The sequence below is a fragment of the Hymenobacter miniatus genome (assembly GCF_016427455.1).
In the GTDB taxonomy this organism is placed as follows: Bacteria; Bacteroidota; Bacteroidia; order Cytophagales; family Hymenobacteraceae; genus Hymenobacter; species Hymenobacter armeniacus.
In genome coordinates, this window is record NZ_JAELXR010000012.1 from 55,891 (window position 1) to 81,049 (window position 25,159).

Consider the following 25,159-nt stretch of genomic DNA (forward strand, 5'->3'; position numbering starts at 1 on the left):
TACCAGCCAAAAAAAGGCCTCTCAATCGAGAGGCCTTTTTCTTTTCATCACGTCCACAAAATTCGTGGAATCCGAAAAATCCGCACGAATCCGTGGTTCAAATTACTGCTTTTCGAACTTCTGCACGCTGCGGCCAGCGGGGGTTTGCAGTTCCAGTAAGTACAGGCCGGTGGGCAGCTTGTCGACGGCTACTTTGGCCGTGCCAGCTTCGGTGGTGCCTTGCAGCAGCACCTGGCCTACCTGGTTGAGCACGCGGTAAGGCGTGGTGACTTCGGCAATGAAGCTGATGCTGGTGCTCGTGGGGTTGGGGTAGAGCAGCACCTTGGCGGTTTCGCCGCTGCCAGCCACCGTCACCACCGGCGAGAAGGCCGCGGTGCCGTCGTTGTCTACCTGCCGCAGGCGGTAATACAGCCGGCCGGCCGGGGCCGATTTATCGACTAGGGCGTAGGCCGAGGCCTTGCTGCTGGTGCCCTGGGCTTGGGTGGTGGCCACGGTCACGAAATCGTGGGCGTTGCGGCTGCGCTGCACCTCAAACCGCTCGGCGTTCTTCTCGCTGGCCGTGGTCCAGGACACGGCCACGGCTTGGTCGGCCTGACGCTGGGCACCAAAGCGGCTGAGCTCCACGGGCAGGGGGTTGACGGACTGGAAGAAGTTGACCTGGGAGTTATCGTCGGTGGCGCCGAAGGTGAAATCGGAGAAGCCGCTGAATTCGCCCGAGGTGAGCGTACCCGCTGATGGCACGCCGCCGGGCCCATTGTCGGGGCCGGTGCTGGCATTGATGGCGGCGCGACCAATGTTGGTCCAGGCGCCGGAGGTGCCGCCATCGCGCTTGGCAATGACTAGGGCGGCATTGCCCGGGTTGTTCACGTAGTCGTCGCTGCCAAACGTGAGGATAATGTTGCCGGTGAAGCCCGACCCGGTGTTAGAGGTGGTGACGGTGTAAAAGCGCTTGGTGGAAACGCGCGTGAGGTCGGGCAGCGCTCCGCCGGTGGCGAGCACCCGGCCGGTGTTGAGTTCGGTTTGGAATGCGGTGTAGGTGGCAGTGCCGGTCTGGGTGCTGGCCGTGAGCGTAAGCGGCCGGTAAATGGTGCCGTTGCCGATGGGGAACACCGTAGCGGCCGCCCCCATGCCCGTGGCGCGGGCCAGCGGGCCATTCACGAAGCTGTTGGCACTGCCGCCGTTGAGGGCGGCGCTGCTGGCTAGCGACAGCAAGTTGGTAGCGCTGGTGGTGATGATGCCGTTGGTCAGCGCAAACGCGCCGTTGATGGTTAGCGGCGAGCCAAGGGTGGTGGTGCCGGCCGTGCGGTTCAGGGTGACGTTGCGGAGCAGGCGGGTGGTGGTGCCGTTGAAGAAGCGCAGCGTGCCCAAGGCGCCCGTGCCGCCCACGGCCAAGTCGCTGGTGGCCGAACCGCGTAGAAACCCGGTACCGGCCACGGTGCCGTTGAGCGTGAGGGTACGGCCGGCGCCGATGTCGAGCGTGCCCGAGGCATCGAGCACCAGCGCGCCGTTCACCGTCAGCGACTGCGTTAGGTCGAGGTAGTCGCCGGAAGCGTGCGACACCCGCAGGTTGCCGAGCGAAGTGGAACCGGGGGTGAGGCGCAGCGTGCCGATGGAATAGGTCGTGTTGTTCGTTTCGAGGTTGAGCGACGAATTTGGCGACACCGTGAAAGTGCCGGTGGACGTGGAAATCACGGCGTTGCCGCCCGGCACGAAAGCCAACGTGTTGGCATTTAGCGTCAGCGTTTTTCCGGCTGCGATGTCAATACCTCCCCCGTTGGCGCTGGTGTTGCCCAGCTCGACCGGAGTGCCGCCGGCAGCATCCGCCAGCACCGCGCTGTTGTCTACCAGCAAGCGGAACAGGCGCAGCGTATTGCCGTTACCGGACAGGGTTTGCGGGCTTATGCCCTCCAGCGCCAGCGTGATTTTCCGGGTGCTGGTGGTGTTGAAGGTGGTGGTGCCGAGCAGAGACAGGTTGCCAAGCAAGGACACGTAGGAAAAATCCGAAGTGCTCGAACCACCCACGTTGGTCACGTTTTGAATGGTGAGGTCGCCGTACACGTACGTGTCGGGCTGGAGGCCGTCGGCAAACTGCTTGGTTGCGTTGCTGAGTTTGAGGTTGCCGTAGCCGTTGGTGGGCGAAGGCACCACGTAGGTGCCGCTGGTTTGGGCAAATTCTACGGTGCTGGACGCGTTCAGGCTGCCGTAGGCGATGCCGGGGCTGGTGTGCAGCACCGTGAGGTAGGCCGTGCCCTGCATGTCGAGGGTGCCGGTAAAATTGGCAGTAGCAGGCACCGTGAGGCTGGAACCCGTGGTGAGCACCGCTTTCGAGCCCGTGCCCGAAACCACCCAGTTGCCGGAGAGGGTGTGCGTGCCGCTCACCGAATAGGTTTTGCCGGCGGCCGTGAAGTTGGACGGCGACGCGCCGGTGCCATCGGGGTTGGAACCGAAAGTGCTGGTTAGGTTGAGGTCGCCAGAGGCTTTGGAGTAGAACACGGCCGGGATGGCCGGCGTGGTGAAGCTGACCGTGCCGGGGGTGCTGGTCAGGTAGTTTTCCTGGCCCGCCACGGCGTCATCGTTGTAGGCATACACCGACAGCACGTAGGTCGCATTAGAAGAAAGGCCCGTGAGGGTCAAAGCCGTGGTGGTGCCGTCGGCCACCACCACGTAGTTGCCGGTGCCAATTTGGGTGCCGCTGCCCCGCACCGTGCTGGCCGTGTACGTGGTGTTGTCAACGGGCAGCGAGTTGGTGGCGGAGTTGGCCCGAACCACCAGCAGGCGCTTTTGCCCGTTGCCGCCGCTGAGCGTGACGTCGGCCTGGCTGAAGCCGACGTTGCTCACCGCTACCGTGGGCTGCGCGGTGGGCTCGGCGGCCGTGGCCGTCACGGCGCCCGACACCAGCACGTTGGCCGTGAGGGTGCCGTTGGTGTTGGCCACGGTGCCGGACAGGGCCCCAGCCACCAAACCCGAGAGGCGCACATACACCGTTTGGTTGAGGCTGCCGCTGCCGGGCGTAAGGGTCAGACTATTGGCGTCGGTGGTAATGCCGGTGAAGGCGGCCGTGGTAGACACTTGAAAGCCCGTGGGGGCCGTCACGGTCACGTCGGCAGTGCCCAGGTTGGAACCGGCCAGGGTGTACGTTTTGGCTACCGAGGGGGTGCCCTGCGACGTGGTGGCCAGGCTAACCGAGGTGGGCGTGGTGGCTGGCGAGGTGCTGGCCGTGAGCGTGGGCACCGGGGCAACCGGCGTGGCCGTGGCCGTAGCGCCGGTGCTGTAGCCGTCGCCGTTGGAGGTGAAAGCCTTAAAGAAATACGGGGTGCCGTTGGCCAAAGCCGTGACCGGGACGCCGGTGCCGGTGCCGTCGTACACCACGTACTGACCGCCGCCCAGGTCGGTGCCGCTGCCGAAAGCGGCATCGGCGGTGAAGGTGCCGCTGGGCACGGCCGTGATGGTGGCGGCGCTGGCCACCACCACCGTGCGGGTGAGGCAGCCGGTGGGGTTGGCCCAGCTCAGGGGCACCTGGGTGTTGCCGGCCGTGGCCACAAACGACGTCACGTTGTTGGTTTGGTAGTTTACCACCGTCAGGTTGGCGCCGTTGTCGGAGCCGGTGGTGGCGGGGCTGCTGGCATCGACCCGAATGCGGTACGCAGAACCCGACGCCAAGCTGCCGGGAATGGTAGCGCTGATGGTGCCCGAGTTCAAGTCGCTGACCAGCGTGCCGATGCTGGTGCTGCCGATGTACGCCGTGTAGGTATTACTGGTGTAAGTGCCCGTGGAGGTGAAAGGCACCGAAACAGCCGTGCCCGAAGCCCCCACGCAATACGTAGTGGCCGGAATGGCCGTGGTGCTGACCGTATTCGACGCAGCAACCGCCGTCACGGTGAAATTCACCGCGTTTGAAGCCGCGCCCGTGGTGGTGTTTTTTACCGTGACGGGGAAGACTCCGGCCGTGGCCACCGATGGCGCCGGAATGGTAGCCGTGAGCTGCGTCGCCGATACGTAGGTAGTAGTCAGGGCCGAGCCGTTGAAATAAACAGATGCTCCGCTCACGAAGTTGGTGCCGTCGACGGTCAGGGCAACGGCGCCGCTGCCGGCTACGGCCGTATTGGGCGTGAGGGTGGTGATGGTGGGCGGGTTAGGCGTCACCGAAACGTCGTCAATCGCAAGCCCATCATCGTTGCCGGTGATGTCAACATCAGTCCAACGGAGGTAAAAGGTGGCGCCTGGAGCAATGGACAGGCCGGTTATAGTGCTGCTGACAACAGCCTTATAACCTGCTGCATTACCGTCTCGCGACCCGGCCGAGCCTGTGGTGTTAGGGGTTTCAAATGTTAAAGCACTAACACTGGTGTAGCCTGAGCCAGTCAGGCTTGAGGCGGTAGTGCTGTAAGCAAAAGTAATTTGGTCAACACGCGAAGCATTGGTGACGCCAAGCCGCCATTGTTCGCCAGTGTACGTTACCGCTAACTGCGTAATCGTGACTCCAGTGTTGTTGGTAAAGGAAGCACCATATGAGGAACCTAAATTACTGCTTGCAATTGAACCCAGTGCTCGGTCAGCTTTAGTTGCAGCGCTGGTTCCACCAAAGCTATACGTCTCACCTGTAGTCGAGCTTCCGTCGCTAACTGTGTAAGTGGTGTTGGCATTAGTAGCGCTTTCAACAAATACCCAGCCTGCTGGCATTGTACTGCTTGTAACAGTCGTTGGAGCAGCCAAGGCGCTAAAATCCTGCGTAACTGCAGCGCTATTGGTTGGCAAAGACACTTGCCCCCACCCTACCAGCGGTAGCAGAAGCGTCGTCAGCAGCGCCACGCCGCGGCTGAAAAAAGAGGTAAAAAGAGTACGGGGTGGCTGCATAAGTAACAGGGTTTTAGGTATCTAAAAAAACACTTTTGGCTAGGCGCACTGCCTGTAAAATTAGGGGGACTTTATAGGACTGCCCCCATGCAAGGCGTTACCAAAACGTTACAAACTCACGCAGTGCAAACCAAAATGCCGCGATGCGCCGGCAGCGAAACCCTATAAAGGCATAATCCATTTTAAAATATTACCAATAAAAAAAGCCTCCGCTGTCGCGGAGGCTTTCTGGGCCAAAGCAGTTTGGCGGCAACAGGCGCCGGCCAGTGTTCCAAACGTTTGTGCCTGCCATTCCGGCTCCGGTGGTTGGGCGGGGCGCTGCTGCCAGCGGCGGCAATCCGCTGGGTGGGTGGCCACACCCCACGGGCCCATCCGGTTGAGAATGGCAGGACTTAGGCCATTAAACGTTTGATAATGTGCGCATTTTTGTTGTCGGCACTTCTCGCGTGAAGGCCGTGTGCAACGCGGCCCCGCGCCGGCTTGTGGGCAGCGCGGGCGCAGTGGCTGCGTGCTGGCCAAGCTCGGCCAGCACGTCTTCGGTAAGGGCGCACTGGCGCTGGTGCGAGTAGCGCCAGCGGTCGAGGCGGGCGCGCTCCACGCGCTGGCGGGTGGCGGGGGCGTCGTCGAGGCAGCGGCGGATGGAGCGGGCGCAGGCGGCCACGTCGCGGTGCAGGTAGAGCAGGCCGGTGTGGCCGTGCTGCACCAGCTCCACGGTGCCGCCGGTGGCGGCGGCCACCACGGGCACGCCGGTGGCCATGGCTTCGAGGGTCACCATGCCGTAGGTTTCGTTTTCGGAAGCCAGCACAAACACGTCGATGGCTTGGTAGAACACCACCGGGTTGGCCCGGAAGCCCCGAAAATGCACCTGACCTTCCAGGCCCAGGCGCTTTACCTGGGCCTGCAGCTGGCGCAGGTAGGCGTCGCCCTCGTTGCGGGTGGGTTCCCCCATGATGACCAGGCTGGCCTTGCGGCCCAGCTGGGTGCGCAGGTGGTGCAGGGCCTCAATCACAAAATCCTGTCCTTTGCCGGCATCGAACCGGCCCAGGATGCCCAGCAGCGGCCCTTCTGTGGGCAGGCCCAACTCCTGCCGGGCTTCGGCGGCGGTGCGGCGGTGCGGCGCAAACTGCTCCAGCGGCAGGCCCAACGGCACCACGTGCAGCTTGCGGGCGTCGAGGCGGGTGCGGCGGGCCACTTCGCGGGCCAGGCCGGGCAAGGGCGTCAGCCAGGCATCGAGCTGGCGAAAGCGCAGCGTGTGCACCAGCCCGCGCTTGGGGCGCCCCAGCTGCATGTGCTGCTGGTAGATGACGCGCAGGCGCCCGCCCATCAGGCCCTTCACCAAGGTGGCCAGGGCCAGGTCCTTGTTTTGCGTCACCACCAGCATCTCAACCTGCAGGCGCTCCAGCAGCACTTTCAACTCCCAGGCGGCCAGGGGCATGGCCAGCCCGCGGCGCACCCGCAGGGTTTCGAAGGGCACAAACCATTCTTCGGCCCAGTGGGCGAGCGGCGTGGCGGGCGGCGCAATGAAGGTGATGCGCCAGCCGCGCTCCTGCATCCAGCCGGTAAACTTCAGGCTGTTGAGTTCGAGGCCGCCCAGGCTGCCGGAGAGGCAAAGCACCGCGAGCTGCGGCCGCGATTCCGGGGCACGGGCGTCCCGGCCGAGAACGGAGTTCCCGGTGATGAAGTGTGGGGTCATAGCTCAGAAAGACAGGAAAAGAGTAGCGGGCAGCGCGGCAGAAAGCGGAAGGGCGAGGGCAGTAGCGGTTAGAGCGCATGTCGAGCTTGCCGAGACAGCTCGCGTGCTTCGTTGTGACGTGACGCTTCACCCCCGGCCCCTCTCCACAGGGAGAGGGGAGCCTGACGATTTCGCTCGGAGCAAAACCGGTGTCCCCTCTCCTTGGGGAGAGGGGGTCAGGGGGTGAGGCGTCACGGTAGGACGACTCCTGCGAGCTGCTTCGGCTGCGCTCGACTGACGTGCCATTAACACGAATTCGGTATCAGGTCCAGCGGCTGAGGAACTGCAGGAAGGCGTCCTTGTACTGGTCGCCCACCGGGATGGTGATGGCGCCAATCTGGACGGTGAGGCGGCGCACGGCCTCAATCTTGTCGAGCGCCACGATAAACGAGCGGTGGATGCGCATGAAGCGCCGGGTGGGCAATTTTTCCTCCATGGCCTTGAGGCTCATGAGGGAAAGCAGGGCGCGGGGCGTGCTTTTGAGGTGCACTTTCACGTAGTCCTTCAGGCCTTCCACGTAGAGAATGTCGCTCAGCGCGACGCGCACCAGCTGGTATTCGGCTTTCAGGAACAGGTACTCTTCCTCCTCGGGGCCGGTGGCCGCGGGGGCGCTGGCGTGCTGGGAGGTGAGCTCGGCGTAGGCGCGGGCCTTGCCGGCGGCGCGCAGGAATTCTTCGTAGTTGAAGGGCTTGACGAGGTAATCGAGGGCGTCGACGCGGTAGCCGTCCAGCGCGTACTGGCTGAAGGCCGTGGTGAAGATGACCCGCGGGCCGGTGGGGCCCAGCACCCGGGCCAACTCCAGGCCGTTGAGTTCCTGCATCTGAATGTCGAGGAAGGCCAAGTCGACGGCGCCGGGGTGCTCGTGCAGGTACTTGAGGGCTTCCACGGCGCTGCCAAACTTGCCCACCAGCTCCAGAAACGGCGTTTTCTGAATGAACGACACCACCAGGCCCAGGGCCAGGGGTTCGTCGTCGACGGCGATGGTGCGCAGGGGCGGCAGGGCGGGTTGGCTCATGTAGGGAATCGTTGGTTAAGAAAATACTGTCATCCTGAAGATTTTGCTTGAACCGCAGAATGCTCAGGATGACAGGACGGAAACAGGCTCGGGCAGGCTTACGGCACTTCCCTCCCCCACGGTCAGGGTGAGGTGCACCAGGAATTCGTTGGCCGGCGTGTGGTCGTCGACCACCAATTGGAAGCGGCCGGGGTAGAGCAAGTCGAGGCGGCGGCGGGTGTTGGCCAAGCCGATGCCGTTGCTGCCGGCCAGGTCAGTGGAAGGCAGCGCGAGGCGGCTGTTGCGCACTTCGAGCTCCACCACGTCGGGCCGGGGCTGGCGAATGGCCACGTAGATGCGGCTGGGCTCGGTGGCCGCCACCCCGTGCTTGAAGGCGTTTTCGAGGAAGGGCAGCAGCAGCATGGGGGCCACGGGCACGTCGCGCACGGGCTCGGGCCGCTCAAAGGTGACGGTGACCCGGTCGTCGAGCCGCAGCTGCATGAGGGTGATGTAGTCCTGCACGAAGGCGATTTCCTGGCTGAGCAGGGTCATGCCGCCGGCCGTGTCATACAGCACGTAGCGCATCATGCGCGAGAGGCGGTGAATGGCCGTGCGAGCCTGCTCGCCATCGAGCAGCGTGAGGGCGTAGATGTTGTTGAGGGTATTGAAGAAGAAGTGCGGGTTAATCTGGGCCTTGAGCATCGACAGCTCGGAGCTGACGCGCTGCTGCTCCAGCGTCTGGCGCAGCTGGGCGTCCTTTTGCCACTTCTGCACCACCGTGATGCAGGTGCTGATGCCCAGCACGAACATGGTGGTGAGCAGGCCCATGGAATCGAAGCGGTAGCCGCGGGGGTTGAGGCGCGGGCGGCCCGCCACGGCTTCAAACGCCTTGTTCATGAGCTCGGGCAGGTTGAGGGCCGACTCCAGAAACTTGCTGAAGACCAGTACCCCCAGCGTGATGCCCACCAACGACAGAATGAACCAGCCCGTGCGCCCCTGAAACAGCAGGCGGGGCACCAGCACCTTGGCGGTGAGGTAGAAAGCGGCCACCCACACGCAGAACATCAGGCCCTGCTTCAGCCAGAACTGCGGGGGCATGGTGAGCCGGCCGGTGAGCGGCTGAAACAACAAAAACGTGAGTCCGAACAAGCCCCACACCAGCACATGAATGAGCGGAGCGAGGTAGCGCCGGGGGGTGAGGACGGCCATAGCACATGAGGAAAGCGAAACAAACATACCCGCTCCGATTTCCAAAACCCGGCCAAACCGACCGTAACCGGAATTGTATCGACGGCGGGGGCCGTTTCATCGGCCGGCAAGAAGCCTGCAAGGGCCAAGCGGGCATCGTCTTAAAAAGGGAAAGGCCGTGCTGCCAAGCGCAGCCAAGGCGTCTGGTGTGCTTCAACTAATCCAATCGTTGGAATTGCTGCCGCAAGCCAGATTGGGCGCTGCGTAGGGCAAGATGGCTTTTTTGTAGATTGCCGGCCGCGGCTACTCTTCATTACGTACAATTCCCGAACTTTGCCGTCATGATTCGCTCCCTGCTATTACTGGTGCTGCTATCTACCACCAAATCTCCGGCGGCACCGCCGCTGCCCGACTTCGGCAGCTACCCCGTGTACCGCGGCCCCGACCTGGGCCTGACCTGGCGCGGCCCCCAGGCCACCCTGCGCGTGTGGGCCCCCACCGCCGAGGCCCTGCACCTGAAGCTGTACGCGGCCGGCACCGGCGGCGCGCCCACCGCCGACTACGCCATGGCCAAGGCCGAAGACGGCACCTGGCTGTACGCCTTGCCCGCCGGCACCACCGGCTTCTACACGGTGCAGGCCACTATTGCGGGCAAGAAAATGGCCGAAGTGGCCGACCCCTACGCCCACGCCGTGGGCCTCAACGGCCAGCGCGGGGCCGTGCTCAACCCCGCCGCCGTGGCCCCGCCCGGCTGGGCCGACGACCTGCGCCCGGCCCTGAAACAGCCCACCGACGTCGTGATTGGCGAAGCACACGTGCGCGACCTGAGCATGCACCCGCAGTCGGGCATCACCCGCAAGGGCAAGTACCTGGGAGTGGCCCAGCTGGGCACCCGCGGCCCCGCAGGCGTGACCACCGGCCTGGAGCACCTCGTGGAGCTGGGCCTGACCCACGTGCACCTGCTGCCCACCAATGACTTTGCCAGCATCGACGAGGCCGCGCCCGCCAGCGCCAACCGCTACAACTGGGGCTACGACCCGCTGCACTATTCGGTACCCGAAGGCTCGTACGCCACCAACGCTGCCAATCCCAGCACCCGCATCAGCGAGTTCAAACAGCTGGTGCAAAACCTGCACAGCCAAGGCATGCGCCTAGTGCTCGACGTGGTGTACAACCACACCGCCAACGCCGCCCGCAGCTCTTTCGAGCAGCTGGTGCCCGGCTACTACTACCGCCACAACCCCGACGGCACCCTGAGCAACGCCACCGCCTGCGGCAACGAAGTGGCCTCGGAGCGGCCCATGGTGCGCAAGCTCATCGTGGAATCCGTCGTGTATTGGGCCCAGGAATACCACGCCGACGGCTTCCGCTTCGACCTCATGGGCGTGCTCGACATCGAAACCATGCGCGCCATCCGCGTGGCCCTGGACCTGCAGGACCACAGCATATTGCTATACGGCGAGGGCTGGACCGCCGGCCCCTCCCCCCTGCCCGAAGCCAAGCGCGCCGTGAAGGCCAACATGGGCAAGATTGACCGCATCGCGGCCTTCGGCGACGAACTGCGCGACGGCGTGAAGGGCCACTACGCCCGCCAGACCGAGCCCGGCTTCGCCAGCGGCCAGCCCGGCCTGGAAGAGAGCGTGAAGTTTGGCATCGTGGCCGCCACGGCCCACCCGCAGCTCGATTTCGCCAAGGTGAACTACTCGAAAGCCGCGTGGGCCAACTCGCCCGCCCAGGCCATCAACTACGTGGCCTGCCACGACGACATGGTGCTCTGGGACAAGCTCAAGGCCTCGAACAAGGGCGTTTCGGAAGCCGACCTTATCAAAATGGATGTGCTGAGCAACACCATCGTGTTTACCTCGCAGGGCATCCCGTTTTTGCCGGTGGGCGACGAGTTTTTGCGCACCAAAGGCGGCTCGCACAACTCCTACAACCTGCCCGACAGCGTGAACCAGATTGACTGGGCGCGCAAGGCCAAATACGCCGGCGTGTACGAGTTCTACCGCAAGCTCATTGCCATGCGCCGGGCCCACCCCGCCTTCCGCCTGCCCACCGCCGAGCTGGTGCAGCAGCACCTGGAGTTTTTGCCCAACACCCACCCCGGCGTTATTGCCTACCAGCTGAAAAACCACGCCGGCGGCGACGCCTGGCAGGACATCATCGTCATTTTCAACGGCAACCGCTCCGCCGACAGCGTGACCCTGCCCCGCGGCACCTACACCGTGGTGCTGCGCGGCGACCAAATCAACCAGGAAGGCTTCGACGTGCTGGAGGTGATGAGCGGCGTGCAGGTACCGGGCAGCTCGGCGCTGATGTTGATTCGGCAGTAGCCCGCGGGCCCGGCTGACCGATATAGAGACGCATACCTGCGTCTGGGCATCCGCCCCGTTCGAGCATCGTTCACCCACACCGTTCAACGCCGAGACGCAAGTATGCGTCTCTACATTCGGTCAGTCAATCGCCACCGGCGCGCCGGTCAGCTGCACAACGGTTTTGACCACCTTATTGGCCGCAACGGCTGCAGCCATCGGCTGTCCACCGCCCACATACACCTGCACCGTGCCGGGCATTTCCACCCGTTTGGCCTGCTCGGTGAGGCGCGAAAGCTGGCGCGGCGTGAGCGTAAAGGCCACCGTTTGCCGGGCGCCGGGCGCCAGGTTGATGCGGCGGAAGCCTTCCAGCGCGTGCCGGGCCACGCGGCCCGAGGCGCCGGCGTGGCGCACGTAGAGCTGCACCACTTCGTCGCCGGCCCGGGCGCCGGTGTTCTGCACGTCCACGCTCACCCGAATGGGCTGGCCGGTCACCGGCTTCGACAGCACTTTCAGGTTGCTGTACTTGAAGGTGGTGTAGCTCAGGCCGTGGCCGAAGGGGAACAGCGGCTCGCCGGTGAAGTAGCGGTAGGTGCGGCCCTTCATGTCGTAGTTGTCGAAGGGCGGCAGCTGGGTTTCTGATTTGTAGAACGTGACCGGCAGGCGGCCGGCGGGGTTGTAGTCGCCAAACAGCACGTCAGCCAGCGCGGTACCGGCCGCCTGCCCGCCGTACCACAGGTTGAGGATGGCCGGCAGGTGCTGGGCCTCCCAGGGCGTGGCCAGGGCGCTGCCCGTCATCAGGGCCAGCACCACGGGCTTGCCGGAACCGTGCAGCACCTTCAGCAGGTCGGTTTGCACCTGGGGCAGGCCGATGGTGGTGCGGTCGCCGCCGCTGAAACCGGGCACGTCCACCTTCATTTCCTCGCCTTCGAGCCGGGGCGAGATGCCCCCCACAAACACGATGGCGTCGGCATCTTTCACCCGGGCCAGGATGTTGGCCGCGTTCATGGGCACCACTTTGGCGCCCGTGAATTTGAGGATGGTGCGGCGGTCGACCTGGAAGTACTCCAGCCGCAGGTTCAGCTTCTGGCCGGCGGTCACGTTCAGCACGTGCTGGTTGGTGGAGAAGCCGCGGCCTTTCCAGTTATCGATGACCAGCTTGTCGTCCACGAACAGCCGGTAGCCGTCGTCGCCGCTGATTTGCAAGGCCAGCTCCTCGGTGGTCGAAGGCGTGAACGTGGCCTGGTAGCGGGCCGAGAAGTTCTCGGCGAGCAGGCCGGGCGCCACTTCCATCTTCACGTTGGCCAGGTAGCGGTCAAGTCCGGCTTCCTGGCGCGTGGCCACGGGCGCGCCCTCCAGGTTGGTGCCTTTAAAGTATTCGGCTTTGAAGCCCGGCTGGCCCTGGTAGGCCAGGTTTTGGTTGAGGCTGAGCGGTTCGTACACCGTGTTGCTGGCGTAGTCCACGCCCTGCATGTACACCACTTCGGTGCCCTGACCGGCCTTGGCCCGGATGCCTTCGAGCGGCGTCACGATGTCGGTGGGAAAGCCGTTGTAGTTGCCCAGCTGCACGCTTTCGTTGTCGGCATTGGGGCCCATCACCACTATTTTCTTCAAGTTTTTGCGCAGCGGCAGCGTGTTCTTCTCGTTCTTGAGCAGCACCACCGACTCGCGGGCCATCTTCAGGGCGTGGGCCTGGTGCGGGGCGCTTTCCACCACGCTCATCGGAATGCGGGCGTACTTCACGCGCGCCGCCGGGTCGAACATGCCCAGCTGGAAACGAATTTTGAAGAGCCGCTTCACCGAGGTATTGAGCTGCTCTTCGGTGATGAGCTTTTTCTGCACCGATTCCAGCAGCGAATTGTAGGTAAAGAGCTTGCCGGTGGCGCATTCGATGTCGGTGCCGTGCAGCACGGCGTTGGCAGCGGCCGTGGCGGCGTCGGGGTCGGTTTTGTGGTGTTGCCAGAAGTCGTTCAGGCCGTCGCAGTCGGACGTGACGTAGCCTTTGAACTTCCACTTATCGTAGAGAATTTCGTTCATCAGCTTGTCGGAGCCGCAGCAGGGCTGGCCGGCGTAGGCGTTGTAGGCGCACATCACGCCGGCCACCTTGGCGTCCACAATCAGGTCGCGGAAAGCCGGCAGGTAGGTATCCCACAGGTCGTAGTCACTGATTTGGGCGTTGAACTCGTGGCGCGACGACTCCGGGCCGCTGTGCACGGCGAAGTGCTTGGCGCAGGCCGTGATTTTCAAATACTTGGGGTCGTCGCCCTGAAAGCCCTTCACCAGCGCGCTGCCGAGCTGCCCGGTCAGGTAAGGGTCTTCGCCGTAGGTTTCCTGGCCCCGGCCCCAGCGCGGGTCGCGGAAAATGTTGATGTTGGGCGTCCAGAACGTGAGGCCCTGGTAGATGCCGCGCTCGCCGCGCCGCACGTATTCCTGGTGCACGGCGCGAGCCTCGTCGGAGGTCATGGTGGCCATGGTCAGCATGGCGTCCTTGTCGAAGGTGGCGGCCATGCCGATGGCCTGCGGAAACACCGTGGTTTTTAGGCTGGTGCGGGCCACGCCGTGCAGGGCCTCGTTCCACCAGTTGTAGGCCGGAATGCCCAGCCGGTCGATGGCCGGCGAGGCGTTCAGCATCTGCGACACCTTTTCGGGCAGCGTCAGGCGGCCCACCAGGTCATCCACGCGCTGGTCGACGGGCAGGTCGGGGTTCTGGAACGGGAATTCGGCCACCGGCCCCGCAGCCGGGGCGGCCGGCGGCTGGGCCCCGCTGCTGAGCAGGAATAGGCCGAGTAAAGCAGTAGCAAGCTTCATAAAGAGGATGGGAAAAGCGTTTATTAGTTACTTGAGCCGCTACGGGGCGGAGTGCCAGCCGTGCGGCCGTTGCACGGGGAGCTTACTCGAAGCGGACCCAGTCGACCTCCACAGCCGCCGCTGAGGACGTCGGCTTCGGCGCGACGTACAGCGCGTGCGTGCCGGGACGGAAGGCCCGCATTGGCGCTTTTACTTCCTGCCAGGCGCTGCCCTTGGGCACGGTGATTTCGGCGATAACCGGCCCCGCCGCGTTATCCAGCCGGATTTGCAGGGTGGCACCGGCGGCCGACATGCTTCGGAGCATCACAGTCTTCGGTTTTTGCGCGCCAAATGCGACGCCATTGTACTGCACCCAGCCCGAGTTACCGGCGAAGACGGTTTTCCAGCCCCGAAACGTATTGGCGGTGTCCAGAAAGGCAATGGCGGCGCCTTGCTGGCTCAGGCGGCTGTAGCGGTCGAGCTGGATTTTCTGGCGGGCATCGGTGTGGCCCACGCCGCGCAGAGTCGGCGTCACTTTCCGAATCGAGCCGTCGGCCGCGAAGGACAAGCTGTCGATTCTAACGGAGCGGTTCTTGTCAAACTTCGGCGACAAATCATTGTGGTGGTAGAACAGGTACCACTGCTTATTGAGCTGCAGCAGGGAATGGTGGTTGGTCCAGCACCCGGTCGGCGACTCGTCCATGATTACCCCGCGCACCGTGAACGGCCCGAGCGGGCTGCTGCTGGTGGCGTATTCGAGGCGCTCGGTCTTGTTTGCCACGTGGGGATACGTGAGGTAATAAATGCCCTTGCGCTCGAATACATAGGGGCCTTCCTTCAGGCCTTTGGTGGGCAGCTCGCCGAGGGTGTGGGGTTCTTCGGCCAGCTCCAGCATGTTGGCCTTGAGCCTGGCGCCGTAAATGTTGCCCTGTGACCAGTAGATGTAGGCCTGGCCGTTTTGGTCGATGAACACGTTGGGGTCGATGCCGCGGACGTTGGCGATGGGCGCTGGCTGGGGCACGAAGGGGCCGGTGGGCTTGTCGGCCACGGCCACCCCAATGCGGAAGCCCCGGCCGCCGGTGGTGTCCTGGGGCGTGGCGGGGAAATAGAAATAGTACTTGCCGTTGCGCTGCACGCAGTCGGGCGCCCACATGGCGTAGCTGTTGGGCTTCACCCAAGGCACCTTGTTTTGGGTCACGATGACGCCGTGGTCGGTCCAGTCGGTAAGGTTGGTGGAGGAGAAAACGTGGTAGTCTTCCATCACAAACCAGCCGGCCCGCCCGTGCCCCGGAGTAGCCCGGATGTCGTGCGAGGGGTACACGTACACCCGGCCGCCGAACACGCGGGCCGTGGGGTCGGCCGTGAATTGATTGGTGATGAAGGGGTTTTGGGCGTGGGCGGACTGGAAGCAAACCAGGCAGAGAGCCGCCAGCAGCCTGAAAAGGATTCTTATGCGCATGGGATTTTTGCGATTGAAAGCGCGGGGTGGATTCCTATTTGGTAAGCTTGTCAGTGATGCGGAAATAGTCGAAGTCGGCGTAGCCGCCCGCCGCTTGGGTGGCGTAGTTGAAGAGGGCCAACCGGTAGCCCATGAAATGCGGCAGCGTGTAGGCCATTTTGAGGGGCTTGCCCACGGGCTGCCAAGTGTTGCCGTCGAGGCTGTAGAAGAAGGTGGCCACGTCCTTGCGGTCCCGGAAATCGCACTCGATTTTCAGATATACCTTGTCCTGGCTGAGCGGCAGGCGCTGCAGCTCCACCGGCTTTTCCGATTCGGCGCTCACCATTACAATGGCTTTCGCGCCCGGGCTGGCCTGCACGCCCACCAAGCCGTAGCGCCGCTGCAACACCCCGAGGCCGGCAAAATCGCCGGGCTGCAGGTGCGACACGTCCAAGGCCGTAATGCCGGCGCAAACCGGTCCTATGGTGCGCTGCGTGAGGGTGTTGCGGGCCAGCAGGAACGAGGTATCGACCCGCCCGGTGGTGAGGCGCAGGTAGCCCGGCCGCTTGGCCACCGACCACAGGCGGTTGTCGGGGTTGTGGTTCCATTGCCATACCAGCGGCAGGGCCGGCTCGCCCGCCCGGCGCGTAAACTCGTCGGAAGCCACGATGCCCGGAATCAGACTTTTATTCGCGGGTAGCGGCAGCGTTTCGGGCACTTTGCCCGCCGGACTGCCCAGCACCGGCCAGCCCCCCTCCCACTGGACCGGCACCAGGTACGGAATGCGGCCCACCGCGCCAAAATCGCGGAATAAGTAGGCGTACCACTTGCCGTCGGGCGTGTCGATGAGGCCGCCCTGGGCCACGCCCAGGTCCTGCAGGACCACCCGGCCTTCGTAGGGCCCGCCTATCTTATCGGCCCGGTGCACCACCACGGTGCGCATGCCGCCCTTGGGCCAGGTGATGTTGAAGAGGTAGTACTTGCCGTTGAGTTTGAACAGCTGCGAGCCCTCGGCCGGCAGGCCAAGGTTGGGGCCGGCGGGGGCGCTGGCGTTTTCGATGATGACCTGCGAAGTGGTGCCCGGCTTCAGGCCCGAGGCGTCGGCGGTGAGCTCGGCCAGCTGGATTTTGCCCGCGCCGTACACCATGTACACGCGGCCATCGTCGTCGAAAAATAAGGAATGGTCGTGCAGGCTGGGCCGGAAGGAAACCGCTTTCCAGGGACCTTTCTCGATGTTTTTAGTGGAATAGACGTGGGTTTTGCCCGTGGTCTGGGCGAAGGTGCTCACGTAGTAGGTGCCCTGGTGGTAGCGCAGGCTGCTGGCCCAGGAGCCGCGCCCGTAGGTGCTCCGGCCGTTGGCAAGCGTCATGGCGTCGTTGCCGGAGAGGGTATCGTAAGCGTAGCCCACCAGTTTCCAGTTCACCAAATCCGTCGATTTCATGAGGGGCACCCCGGGGCTCATGTGCATGGTGGTGCTGCTCATGTAGTACGTTTTGCCCACCCGAATGATGGACAGGTCCGGCACGTCGGCGTGCACCACGGGGTTGTGGGCCGGCAGGGTCTGGGCGCGCGCGGCCGCCCCCACAAGGGCAGCCCCAACCAACAGCAACGGATAGATTTTCATCACGAACCTTGCTTGATTAATGCGTTTGGGGCTTTATCGCCTGGTACTTGCCGCTCAGGTGCATCAGGCTGAAGAGGTACAGGAGGCCGTCGTAGTAGGGGTCGAAGTAGCCGTCGTCGTAGGGCGCCAGCTTGGCATTCCAGAGGGCGTGCACAAAATCCAGTTGCGGCGGGGCCGGGCGCATGAGCGAGGCCGCGGCCGACGTAGCCACCAACCCGAGCGAGTGGCGCAGCTTTTTCACCTTGCCGGCCGGCAGAATGAACTCCGGCCGCGAGCCGTCCACGTTGAACTGGTCTTCGAAAGTGTTGACACCCTTGCGGCGCAAGAAACCCTGGAAGCGCTGCGCGTACTGCTGCTGCCAGCGCCGGTCCTTGCCAAACCATACGTAGTCCATGGCCAGGTTCATGGGCACACGCCAGGAGTCGTAGCGAAAGGCCGGCGGCGCCCAGCGGGTAGCGTGCGGCTGGCCGCTGAACTCGGTGTAGTCGTAGTTGAGGCCGGTGGGCGCGGCGCAGGCCCGGTGCAGAAACACCCGCGACGTATCGGCGCAGTCCCGGTAAAACTGCTCGTGCCCGTCCTTGGCGTATTCGGCCCACACTTCCAGAAAAGCGGGCACGTGGTACGAGGGGTCGGTCCAGGTGTACATGTCACCGGTTGGCACGAAGCTTATCTGCTTGGCTTTGGTGTTGAATAGGTTGTACACGCCCCCGGTGCCGTCCTTTTCCCACGAGGCGTCCAGAATGCGGCGGGCTTCGCGGTAGTAGTCAATGCCGGTGGCGTTGCCCCAGCGGTTGGCCGCAAACAGCAGGCTGGTCACGAAATACAGCTCGCCATCCGAGGCCGGCCCCTCGGAATTGCGCTTCATGGTGGCGGGGTTGAAGCTCCAGGCAAAGTAGCCTTCCAGCGGGCCGCGCTGGTGCTGCAAATACTTCTTCGACCAGCGCCAGAGCCGGTCAAAGACCTGCTTCTTGTTGAGCTGCACGGCCACCATCATGCCGTAGGAAAGGCCTTCGGTGCGGGCGTCCTCGTTCTTCACATCCGACACGTAGGCCATGGAGTCGCCCACCTCGAAATACACCTTATTGGGCCCCTCAAACACGTCGTGGTAGGCCTGGGCCACCTTCTTGTCGATGTCGGCCTGGCGGTAGCCCGCTTCCCGAAACAGGTTGGGGTATACGTTGGTATAGAAAGCCGCCTTGCCAGCCGGTGGGCGCGCCGGGGCCGGTGCTTGGGCGTGCGCAGCGTGCAGGTGCACGAGGCACAGCGCCAGCAGGCAAGCCCGCCAGCCAAGGCCTGAGAAGCAGAAAGTGGTTTTCGGCATGAAGAAGCCCGCGCGGGGCGGAAGGAATGGTGGGGAAAGCTTCATTTGGCCGGAGCGACGCCGCGGGTGGTCTGCACGATGGGCTGGATGGTGCCGTCCGGATTATAGTGCAGGTAGTCCACACAGATGGAGCGCCGGTAATTGCCGCCGGTGGGCAGGGCGCCGTTGTGGTAGAAAAAGTAGCTCTTGCCCTTGTAGTCGACGATGCCGGGGTGCGTGGTGAAGCTATTCGGCACGTTTTCCTGGATGATGCCCCGGTACGTCCACGGCCCGGCGGCGCTGGGCGCCGTGCAGTACTCTATCATCTCGGGCTTGGTGCCGGCGCCGGCGTACACGAGGTAGTAGAGCTTTTTACGCTTGTACACCCAGGGGCCTTCGATGTAGTTCTTGGGACTTATCACCGTGATGGGGCCCGCCAGCTCCGTCATGTTGTCCTTGAGCTTCACCCAGCGGCAGCTTAAGTTGCCCCAGTACATGTACACCTGCTTATCGTCGTCGACGAAAACGGTGGGGTCGATGTCGTCCCAGGCGTGGGGCTTGTCCGTGGTCATCTCATTGGTGATAAGGGCCTTGCCAATGGCGTCCCGGAACGGGCCGGTGTGCCGGTCCGACACGGCCACGCCAATGGCCGCGCCGCCCTGGCTCTGGTCGTCCTTCTTGTGGAAGGTGGCCACAAACCAGTAAAACTTGCCCTTGTGGTACACGCACTGAGCCGCGTAGGCATCGCCGGTGGCCCAGGCAAAGGTGCGGGGCGAGAGGCGCTTGCCGTAGTCTTGCCAGTGCACTAGGTCGGTGGTGGAGTAGATGCGCCAGTCGGGCATCTTGTAGTTCGTCTCGCTCACCGAAGCCGTGTCGTGCCCGGTGTACAGAAACAAGGTGTCGTGGTACACCAGCGGCGCTGGGTCGGCCGTGAACACATTCCGAATAATGGGGTTCTGCGCCCGCATGGGCAGGTAAGCCCCAAGGGCCAGCAGGACGACAAGCAAAGTAGTTTTCATGGAGCTTGGGCAAAAGAAGGAAAGCCCTGCACAGGCCAGGGCTGATGAGGCGGAAGCTGCCACCCAGCCTAAAACAGGCCCTGGGCAAACAGGTACAAGTCGTGCCGCCACACGGGCCAGGTGTGGCCGCCGGGGTACTCGCTGTACACGTACTTGATGCCCAGCTCATCCATCCTGGCGCGCATCGCCTTGTTGTTGGCGTAGGCGATGTCGGCCGGCCCGCCCATCGAGAGCCACAGTTGCTTCAGGTTGGTGTTGATGGTGCCGGCGTTGGCCTTCATGAAGGCGTACTGCGGGTCGGACAAGGCCGGGTTATTGGCAAAAAAGCCCGAGCTGAAGACGCCCAGCGCGGCAAACAGGTCGGTGTTTTTGAGACCAGCGTAAAGCGTCTGCAGGCCGCCCATCGACAAGCCCGCCAGTGCCCGGTTCGGGGCCCCGGCCGCTGCCCGGTAGCTGCTTTCCACCAGCGGCAGCACGGTTTGCTTCAGCTCGTTTTCGAAGCGCTGCAGCGTGCCTTCGTTGAAGCCGGCCAGGCCGCCGGGGCCGCCCAGGTTGCCGTCGAGCATCACCACGAGCATGGGCTTCGCCTTTTTCTCGGCAATCAGGTTGTCGAGTATCAAATCGGCTTTGCCCTGTTTGGCCCAGCCGGTTTCGTCTTCGCCGCCACCGTGCAGCAGGTACAGCACCGGGTACCTGGCGGCGGTATTGGCATCGTAGCCGGGCGGTGTGTACACGAAAAACCGGCGCCACGAATTGGTGACTTTGGAGAAAAATCGCCGCTCCCGCACCTCGCCGTGGGGCACGTCCTTCAGGGCGTAGAAGCTGGTGCCGCGGCCCGGAATTTCGATGCCGCTGGCCATGCGCCCCATGCCGTAGAAGGTGTCACTGGCGGGGTCGGCAATGGGCAGGCCGTCGAGCACGAGCGAGTAATAATGCAGGCCGCGGCTCAGGGTGTCGGTCGTCACGGTCCAGGTGCCGGTGCTGTCTTTCACCAGGTCGTATTTGCGGCCGAGGTCCAGCTGGGCTTGCAGCACGCCGGGGGCTTTCAGGCGGAATAGGGCGCGGTTGTCCGGCAAAATCTGGGGATACTTGGCGTTGCGCACATTGGTGGCCGCCGGCGTGCCCAGCACCGTGTAGCTCGGCAGCGCGGCCACGTCCACGGGCTTGAACAGAAACTGCGAGAACATGTACAGCCCGTTTTTCCACACCTTGAAATCGTGCCCGCCGGCTTCGAGGTAGTACACGTGCGGCACGCGGTGCTCGTAGAGGTAGTCGTGCGTGCGCTGGCTGATGGGCAGCAGCCCGTCCTGGTCGCCGCACGAAATCCAGAGCAGCCGAAGCTGCTTTTTGGCTTTGGCTACGTCGGGCACCAGCTGCTCGGGCTGCTTCGTGTTGGGGGCCGACGAAAAGCCGCCCACCCAGGCAAAGGCATCCAGGTTGCCCAGCCCAAAATTCAGCGACTGCCCCCCTCCCATCGACAGCCCGGCCAGGGCCCGGCTCTCGCGGTTCCGGAGCACCGGATAGGTCTTCTCCACGTAGGGAATGAGGTCGGTGAGCAGGTCCTTTTCGAAGTTGGCAAACGCGGCCACTTTGTCCGGGCCGTAGATGTTGCCCACGGCGCGGTCGTCCGGCATGGCCCGGCCGTTGGGCATCACCACCAGCATGGGCTTGAGCTTGCCGGCCGCGTACAAGTTGTCCAGAATAACCTGCGGACGGCCGCCTTTGAGCCATTCCTTCTCGTCGCCGCCGATGCCGTGCAGCAGGTAGAGCACCGGGTACTTCTGCTTTTTGGAATAGCCCGGCGGCGTGTACACCAGCGCCTTGCGCACCGTGCCCACCGTTTTCGAGGCATAGCGGATGCTGTCGATGCGGCCGGTGGCATTGCCCGCCGTGGGTTGGTCGAAGCCTTTGGGAGCTTCCAGCGCTATTTTTTGCGCCGAGACCGTGCCGATGCTCATGGCGGCGACGGCAAGCAGCAGGATGGAAAAGGCGTTTCTCATGGCGTCAGGTGGGTTCATCAACGGAGTTTTCGGCAGGCCATTACCCGCCGCAGGGGCTGCATCTGTTCTTTTTCACGGGCAAGCACCGCCTAGGGCTGCACCACGAAGCCACCCCGCGCCGGCAGCGTCACGCTGAGGCCAGCGCCGCCCACGGCCCGGGTGCTGAAGCTGCGGTTGGTGGCGCCGTCGGTGATGAGCGTGCCACCGGCCAGCCCCAGCTTGCCAAGGTCGAGCTGAATGGTTTTGGGCGCGTCGGTGGCGTTGATGCCGGCCACGTACCACGCGCCGCCCGGCGCCCGGCGGGCCAGCACCGCGTATTCGCCGGGGAAACCGTCGAGCAGCTTCACCTCGGCCCAGCGCGGCGGCAGCTTTTTCACGAAGTCCTGCACGTAGGCGGGCTGCGCGGCCATGCCCTCGGGCACCTCGGCGTAGTGCTGGATGCCCGACTGGAAGAGCACCGAAAGCGCCAGCTCGAAGGCGTTGGAGGTGCGCCGCTGCTTGCCGTTGATTTCGGAAAACGCCATGGGCGTGAAGTCCATCGGCCCCACGGCGTTGCGGGTGAAGGGCAGCGTGGCGCAGTGCGTAGCCTCCTGGTCGGTGTTGGCCTGGTCGAAGGTCAGGAACTCGAAGCCCTTCACGGCTTCCATGGTCATCAGGTTGGGGTAGGTGCGGTGCCAGCCGCGCGGCAGGGTGGCGCCGTGGAAGTTCACCAGCAGGCCGGCCTGGGCGGCATCGGTGAGCAGGTCTTGGTAATAGTTCATAAACGACTGCCCGTCGCCGCCGAAGAAGTCGATTTTCACGCCCGCCACGCCCATTTGCTTGATGCGGGCGAACTCCCGGCGCCGGCTTTCGGCGTCGAACAGCACCTTGGTGGGCGTTTGGGGCGCTTCGTTCCAGTTGCCGTTGGAGTTGTACCACACCAGCAGCCCCACGTTTTTGGCGCGGGCGTACTGGGCCAGCTCGGCCAGCTTGTCGTAGCCGATTTGCTTGTCCCACAGGGCATCGACCAGGCAGTAGCGCCAGCCCATGGCGGCCGCGTAGTCGATGAAGCGGCGCTGCACGTCGTAGGTCGTGTTCTTATCGCCCATCAGCACCCACGACCACGACGCCTTGCCGGGCGCCTCCGTGAGCACGGGCGTTTGGGCGGGCGCGCTCACGTCGGTGGTCAGCGTCGACTCTACGATGGGCGCCAGCGAATTGCCCAGCACGATGACGCGCCAGGGCGAACGCCAGGGCAGGCGGCTTTCGGGCAGCAGCGCCGCGTCGGGCGTGGTCTTTTCCGGGGCTTGCGGAAAGGCGATGCGGTACTCGGCATCGGGCGCGGCGTGGGCCAGGTGGCTGCCGCAGTAGCTGCGGCCCATGCCCGCCTCGGTGAGCAGCACCCAATGGCCGTCCGTCTGGAACAGCGCCGGAAACGACCACCCCTGCCCCAGCGTGGAAGGCGTGCCGGCCGCAATGCCGCGCTGGTAATATTCCTCGTAGGAGGGCTGGGAGTTGGCCCAGCCGGTCTGGGCCTTGGCGTGCGGGTGCAGCCAGCCCCTGGCCCCGGCGGGCAGATGAAACGTAGTTGCCTCGGTAGTAATGCGCTGCACGTCGGCACTGTTGCCTTCGACGAGGTACTGAAACGCCACGCCGTCGTTCGATACCTGAAACGCCACGCTCAGCGTGGGCGCCCCGGCCGGGCCGGCAAAATGCACCACGCGGCGGTTGGCCCGGTAGCGGCAGTTGGCCCGCTTGTCGGTGGCCAGCTGGTAGTCGTCGGCCACGGCCGTGACCTTGCCGGCTTGCGTCAGTTTCAGTCCCTTCGAAAGGTCGGCGCCGGCCAGCTGCAGGCCCAGGCGCGAGGGGCGCAGCAGCTCGGCCTGGCGGTAGCGCACGGCGTAGGTGGGCTGCCCTTGGGCATCGACGGCCACGCTCACCCGCACGGCTCCGTCGGGGCTGCTGACCACTACGGGCCCCGCGGCCCGGGCAGCGGAAGCGGCTAGCATCAAGGCGCAAAAAAAGAGAGTCACTCGCATGATAATCAAGACAACAGGTGGCAAATCGAGCCAGCGCGCAACGGCCCCCCGGCGCCCGCCCATCGGCATTACTTCCGGTACATGGGGTCGTTGCCCTCGTATTTCAACCACTTGAAGGAGGCCGTGTTGGTGGTGGGCTGGCCCGAGGAAGTGGCGTACATCCCAAACAGGCAGCCGATGAAGCCACCGGCTACCTGGGTACTTAGAAATTTGCCGTCCACCTTGTCCTTGAGCACCGTCCAGGCCTTGCCGTTTTCTGAGAAACCAAAGCTGTAGGCGTCGCCCTGGGCCTGAATGCGCAGCTGCACGCCGCCCGCGGCCGATTTGAGCGGCGCCTGCGCCAGCAGCTCCATGCGCTTGGCTTCGGGGGTGCTCTTGTACAGCTGCAGCACGGGCTTGCCCTGGTCCACCGACTTGCCGAGGAAGTAGAAGTGCTTCTCGTCCTGAAAGATGACCAGGCCCGCCTGTTCAGTGGCGGCTTTCGGCGCGAAGGTCAGCTCGGTTTCGGCGGTGCAAAACTGGTGCTGCTGCCGCTTGCCGATGAAGGCCGGATTGCCGGTTTCGGCGCAGGTTTCGGGCTTGAGCTTTAGGGTGAGGCCTTTGGCTTTGCTCAGGGCAAAGCTGGTGCTGTCGACGGTGCGCAGCAGCAGCAACGCCGGGTCCAGCTGCTTCTCGAAGGTGAGGGTGTAGCCAAAATTACCGCTCTGGGGCCGGGCGCCGGGCTGCTTCACCTCCGGGAAGTTGGCCTGGTAGCGGTATTGCACGCCGTTGGGCCCCGGGTCCATCACGGGCCACTCGTCCTTCCATACCACGGGCACGATGAAGGTCTCGCGGCCGGTGTTGTAGAAATTGCCCTCATAGGGCCGCACGGCCAGGAAAATGGCGTAAGTCTTCCCATCGGGCCCTTCCACAAACTGGGCGTGCCCGGCCGAGGTGATGGGGTCTTTGCGGTCTTTGGGCAGCTCGCGCTGCGAGAGGATGGGGTTCTTGTCGTAGGGCACAAACGGGCCCAGGGCCGCTTTGCTGCGGAACACCACCTCCGTGTGGTTCACCGAGGTGCCGCCTTCGGCCGCGTAGAGGTAGTACCAGTCGCCCCGCTTCATCAGGTGCGGGCCTTCTATCCAGACGGGCTTTTTGCTAATGTCCACTCCCCCATTCACCACGATTTTGGCCTCGCCCACGGTTTGCAGCGTGCGCGGGTTCAGCTCCATCATCTTAATGGAGCGGTGCCCCTCGTAGAGCGGCTTGTTGTCGGGTGGGTCGCTGTTGTAGATGACGTAGGCCTTGTCGCCCTCGAAATACAACGACGGGTCGATGCCCTTTACTTCGGGCAGGAAAGTGGGGTCGCTCCACGGCCCGGCGGGGTTTTTGGCCGTCACCACGAAGTTGCCCTTGTGGTCAATCAGCGTGCAGGTGACGTAGTACGTGCCGTTGTGGTACTCGATGGCGGGCGCAAACAGGCCCCGCGTCATGCGGTCGCCCAGGAAGTTCATCTGCGAGGGCCGGCTGATGACGTTGCCCACTTGCTTCCAGTTTTTCAGGTCGCGGCTGTGCATCACCGGAATGCCCGGGAAGTAGGAAAACGTGGAATTGACCAGGTAATAGTCCGCCCCCACCTTCACGATGCTGGGGTCGGGATAAAACCCGTTTAGGATGGGATTTACCAACTCAATCGATTGTGCAACTGCCCCCAAAGCAGGCAGCAGCAGGGCCGCCGCCACGCTCAGCGAGGCCGCCCAGCGTTTCAGCTTCGGGACGACAAAACGGACAGTGAGACAATGGGCCGGGCAGCCAGCATGCGGGTCGGAGGTCATTTGCGCGGAGGGAGGTTGACGGTTGGGGCAAATCGGGGAATTCGCCTGCTCAGGATTCTTTTTTAGGGTCGATGCAAGT

13 protein-coding genes are annotated in these 25,159 nt (G+C 64.0%); 1 reads left to right on the forward strand and 12 read right to left on the reverse strand.

Annotated elements, in window-relative coordinates:
- Positions 1 to 102 precede the first annotated feature (102 nt).
- From JAO73_RS23395 to JAO73_RS17645, 4 genes are all read right to left on the reverse strand, one after another.
- Entirely contained in the window at positions 103 to 4,143 is a 4,041-nt protein-coding gene (locus JAO73_RS23395) for a beta strand repeat-containing protein (protein WP_198978456.1), read from the reverse strand.
- Positions 4,144 to 5,254: 1,111 nt separating this feature from the next.
- Positions 5,255 to 6,547 carry a glycosyltransferase family 4 protein gene (locus JAO73_RS17635; RefSeq protein WP_198978457.1) on the reverse strand — a complete coding sequence of 431 codons (1,293 nt, stop codon included), beginning with the start codon at positions 6,545 to 6,547 and terminating at the stop codon, positions 5,255 to 5,257.
- Between the two features lie 301 nt (positions 6,548 to 6,848).
- Positions 6,849 to 7,601 carry a LytR/AlgR family response regulator transcription factor gene (locus JAO73_RS17640; RefSeq protein WP_190923973.1) on the reverse strand — a complete coding sequence of 251 codons (753 nt, stop codon included), beginning with the start codon at positions 7,599 to 7,601 and terminating at the stop codon, positions 6,849 to 6,851.
- 63 nt (positions 7,602 to 7,664) lie between these two features.
- Positions 7,665 to 8,789, reverse strand: a complete 1,125-nt coding sequence (locus tag JAO73_RS17645) for a sensor histidine kinase (RefSeq protein ID WP_198978458.1) — start codon at positions 8,787 to 8,789, stop codon at positions 7,665 to 7,667.
- A 320-nt stretch (positions 8,790 to 9,109) separates the two neighbouring features.
- Here JAO73_RS17645 and pulA point away from each other — a divergent pair, with 320 nt between their 5' ends.
- A complete protein-coding gene (gene pulA / locus JAO73_RS17650) occupies positions 9,110 to 11,101 on the forward strand; it encodes a type I pullulanase (protein ID WP_198978459.1) in 1,992 nt (663 codons plus the stop codon).
- Positions 11,102 to 11,221: 120 nt separating this feature from the next.
- On the opposite strand, the gene JAO73_RS17655 is transcribed toward pulA, so the two are convergent.
- The 8 genes from JAO73_RS17655 to JAO73_RS17690 all read right to left on the reverse strand — a co-directional run bounded on the left by JAO73_RS17655 (position 11,222) and on the right by JAO73_RS17690 (position 25,080).
- Entirely contained in the window at positions 11,222 to 13,888 is a 2,667-nt protein-coding gene (locus JAO73_RS17655; protein ID WP_198978460.1) for a glycoside hydrolase family 3 C-terminal domain-containing protein, read from the reverse strand.
- A gap of 82 nt (positions 13,889 to 13,970) precedes the next feature.
- Positions 13,971 to 15,326 carry a family 43 glycosylhydrolase gene (locus JAO73_RS17660; RefSeq protein ID WP_198978461.1) on the reverse strand — a complete coding sequence of 452 codons (1,356 nt, stop codon included), beginning with the start codon at positions 15,324 to 15,326 and terminating at the stop codon, positions 13,971 to 13,973.
- A gap of 34 nt (positions 15,327 to 15,360) precedes the next feature.
- Positions 15,361 to 16,929 (reverse strand): glycoside hydrolase family 43 protein, encoded by a 1,569-nt coding sequence (locus JAO73_RS17665; RefSeq protein WP_198978462.1) that lies wholly within the window; start codon positions 16,927 to 16,929, stop codon positions 15,361 to 15,363.
- Positions 16,930 to 16,945: 16 nt separating this feature from the next.
- On the reverse strand, positions 16,946 to 18,250 hold the full coding sequence (locus tag JAO73_RS17670; protein ID WP_198978463.1) for a family 8 glycosyl hydrolase: 1,305 nt from the start codon (positions 18,248 to 18,250) through the stop codon (positions 16,946 to 16,948).
- Positions 18,251 to 18,291: 41 nt separating this feature from the next.
- Positions 18,292 to 19,248, reverse strand: coding sequence for a glycoside hydrolase family 43 protein (locus JAO73_RS17675; RefSeq protein ID WP_198978464.1), 957 nt, complete (start codon positions 19,246 to 19,248; stop codon positions 18,292 to 18,294).
- A 68-nt stretch (positions 19,249 to 19,316) separates the two neighbouring features.
- On the reverse strand, positions 19,317 to 21,248 hold the full coding sequence (locus JAO73_RS17680; protein ID WP_198978465.1) for an alpha/beta hydrolase-fold protein: 1,932 nt from the start codon (positions 21,246 to 21,248) through the stop codon (positions 19,317 to 19,319).
- A gap of 89 nt (positions 21,249 to 21,337) precedes the next feature.
- Positions 21,338 to 23,236 carry a glycoside hydrolase family 97 protein gene (locus JAO73_RS17685; protein WP_198978466.1) on the reverse strand — a complete coding sequence of 633 codons (1,899 nt, stop codon included), beginning with the start codon at positions 23,234 to 23,236 and terminating at the stop codon, positions 21,338 to 21,340.
- A gap of 98 nt (positions 23,237 to 23,334) precedes the next feature.
- Positions 23,335 to 25,080 carry a glycoside hydrolase family 43 protein gene (locus tag JAO73_RS17690; protein WP_198978467.1) on the reverse strand — a complete coding sequence of 582 codons (1,746 nt, stop codon included), beginning with the start codon at positions 25,078 to 25,080 and terminating at the stop codon, positions 23,335 to 23,337.
- Between the last annotated feature and the right edge of the window lie 79 nt (positions 25,081 to 25,159).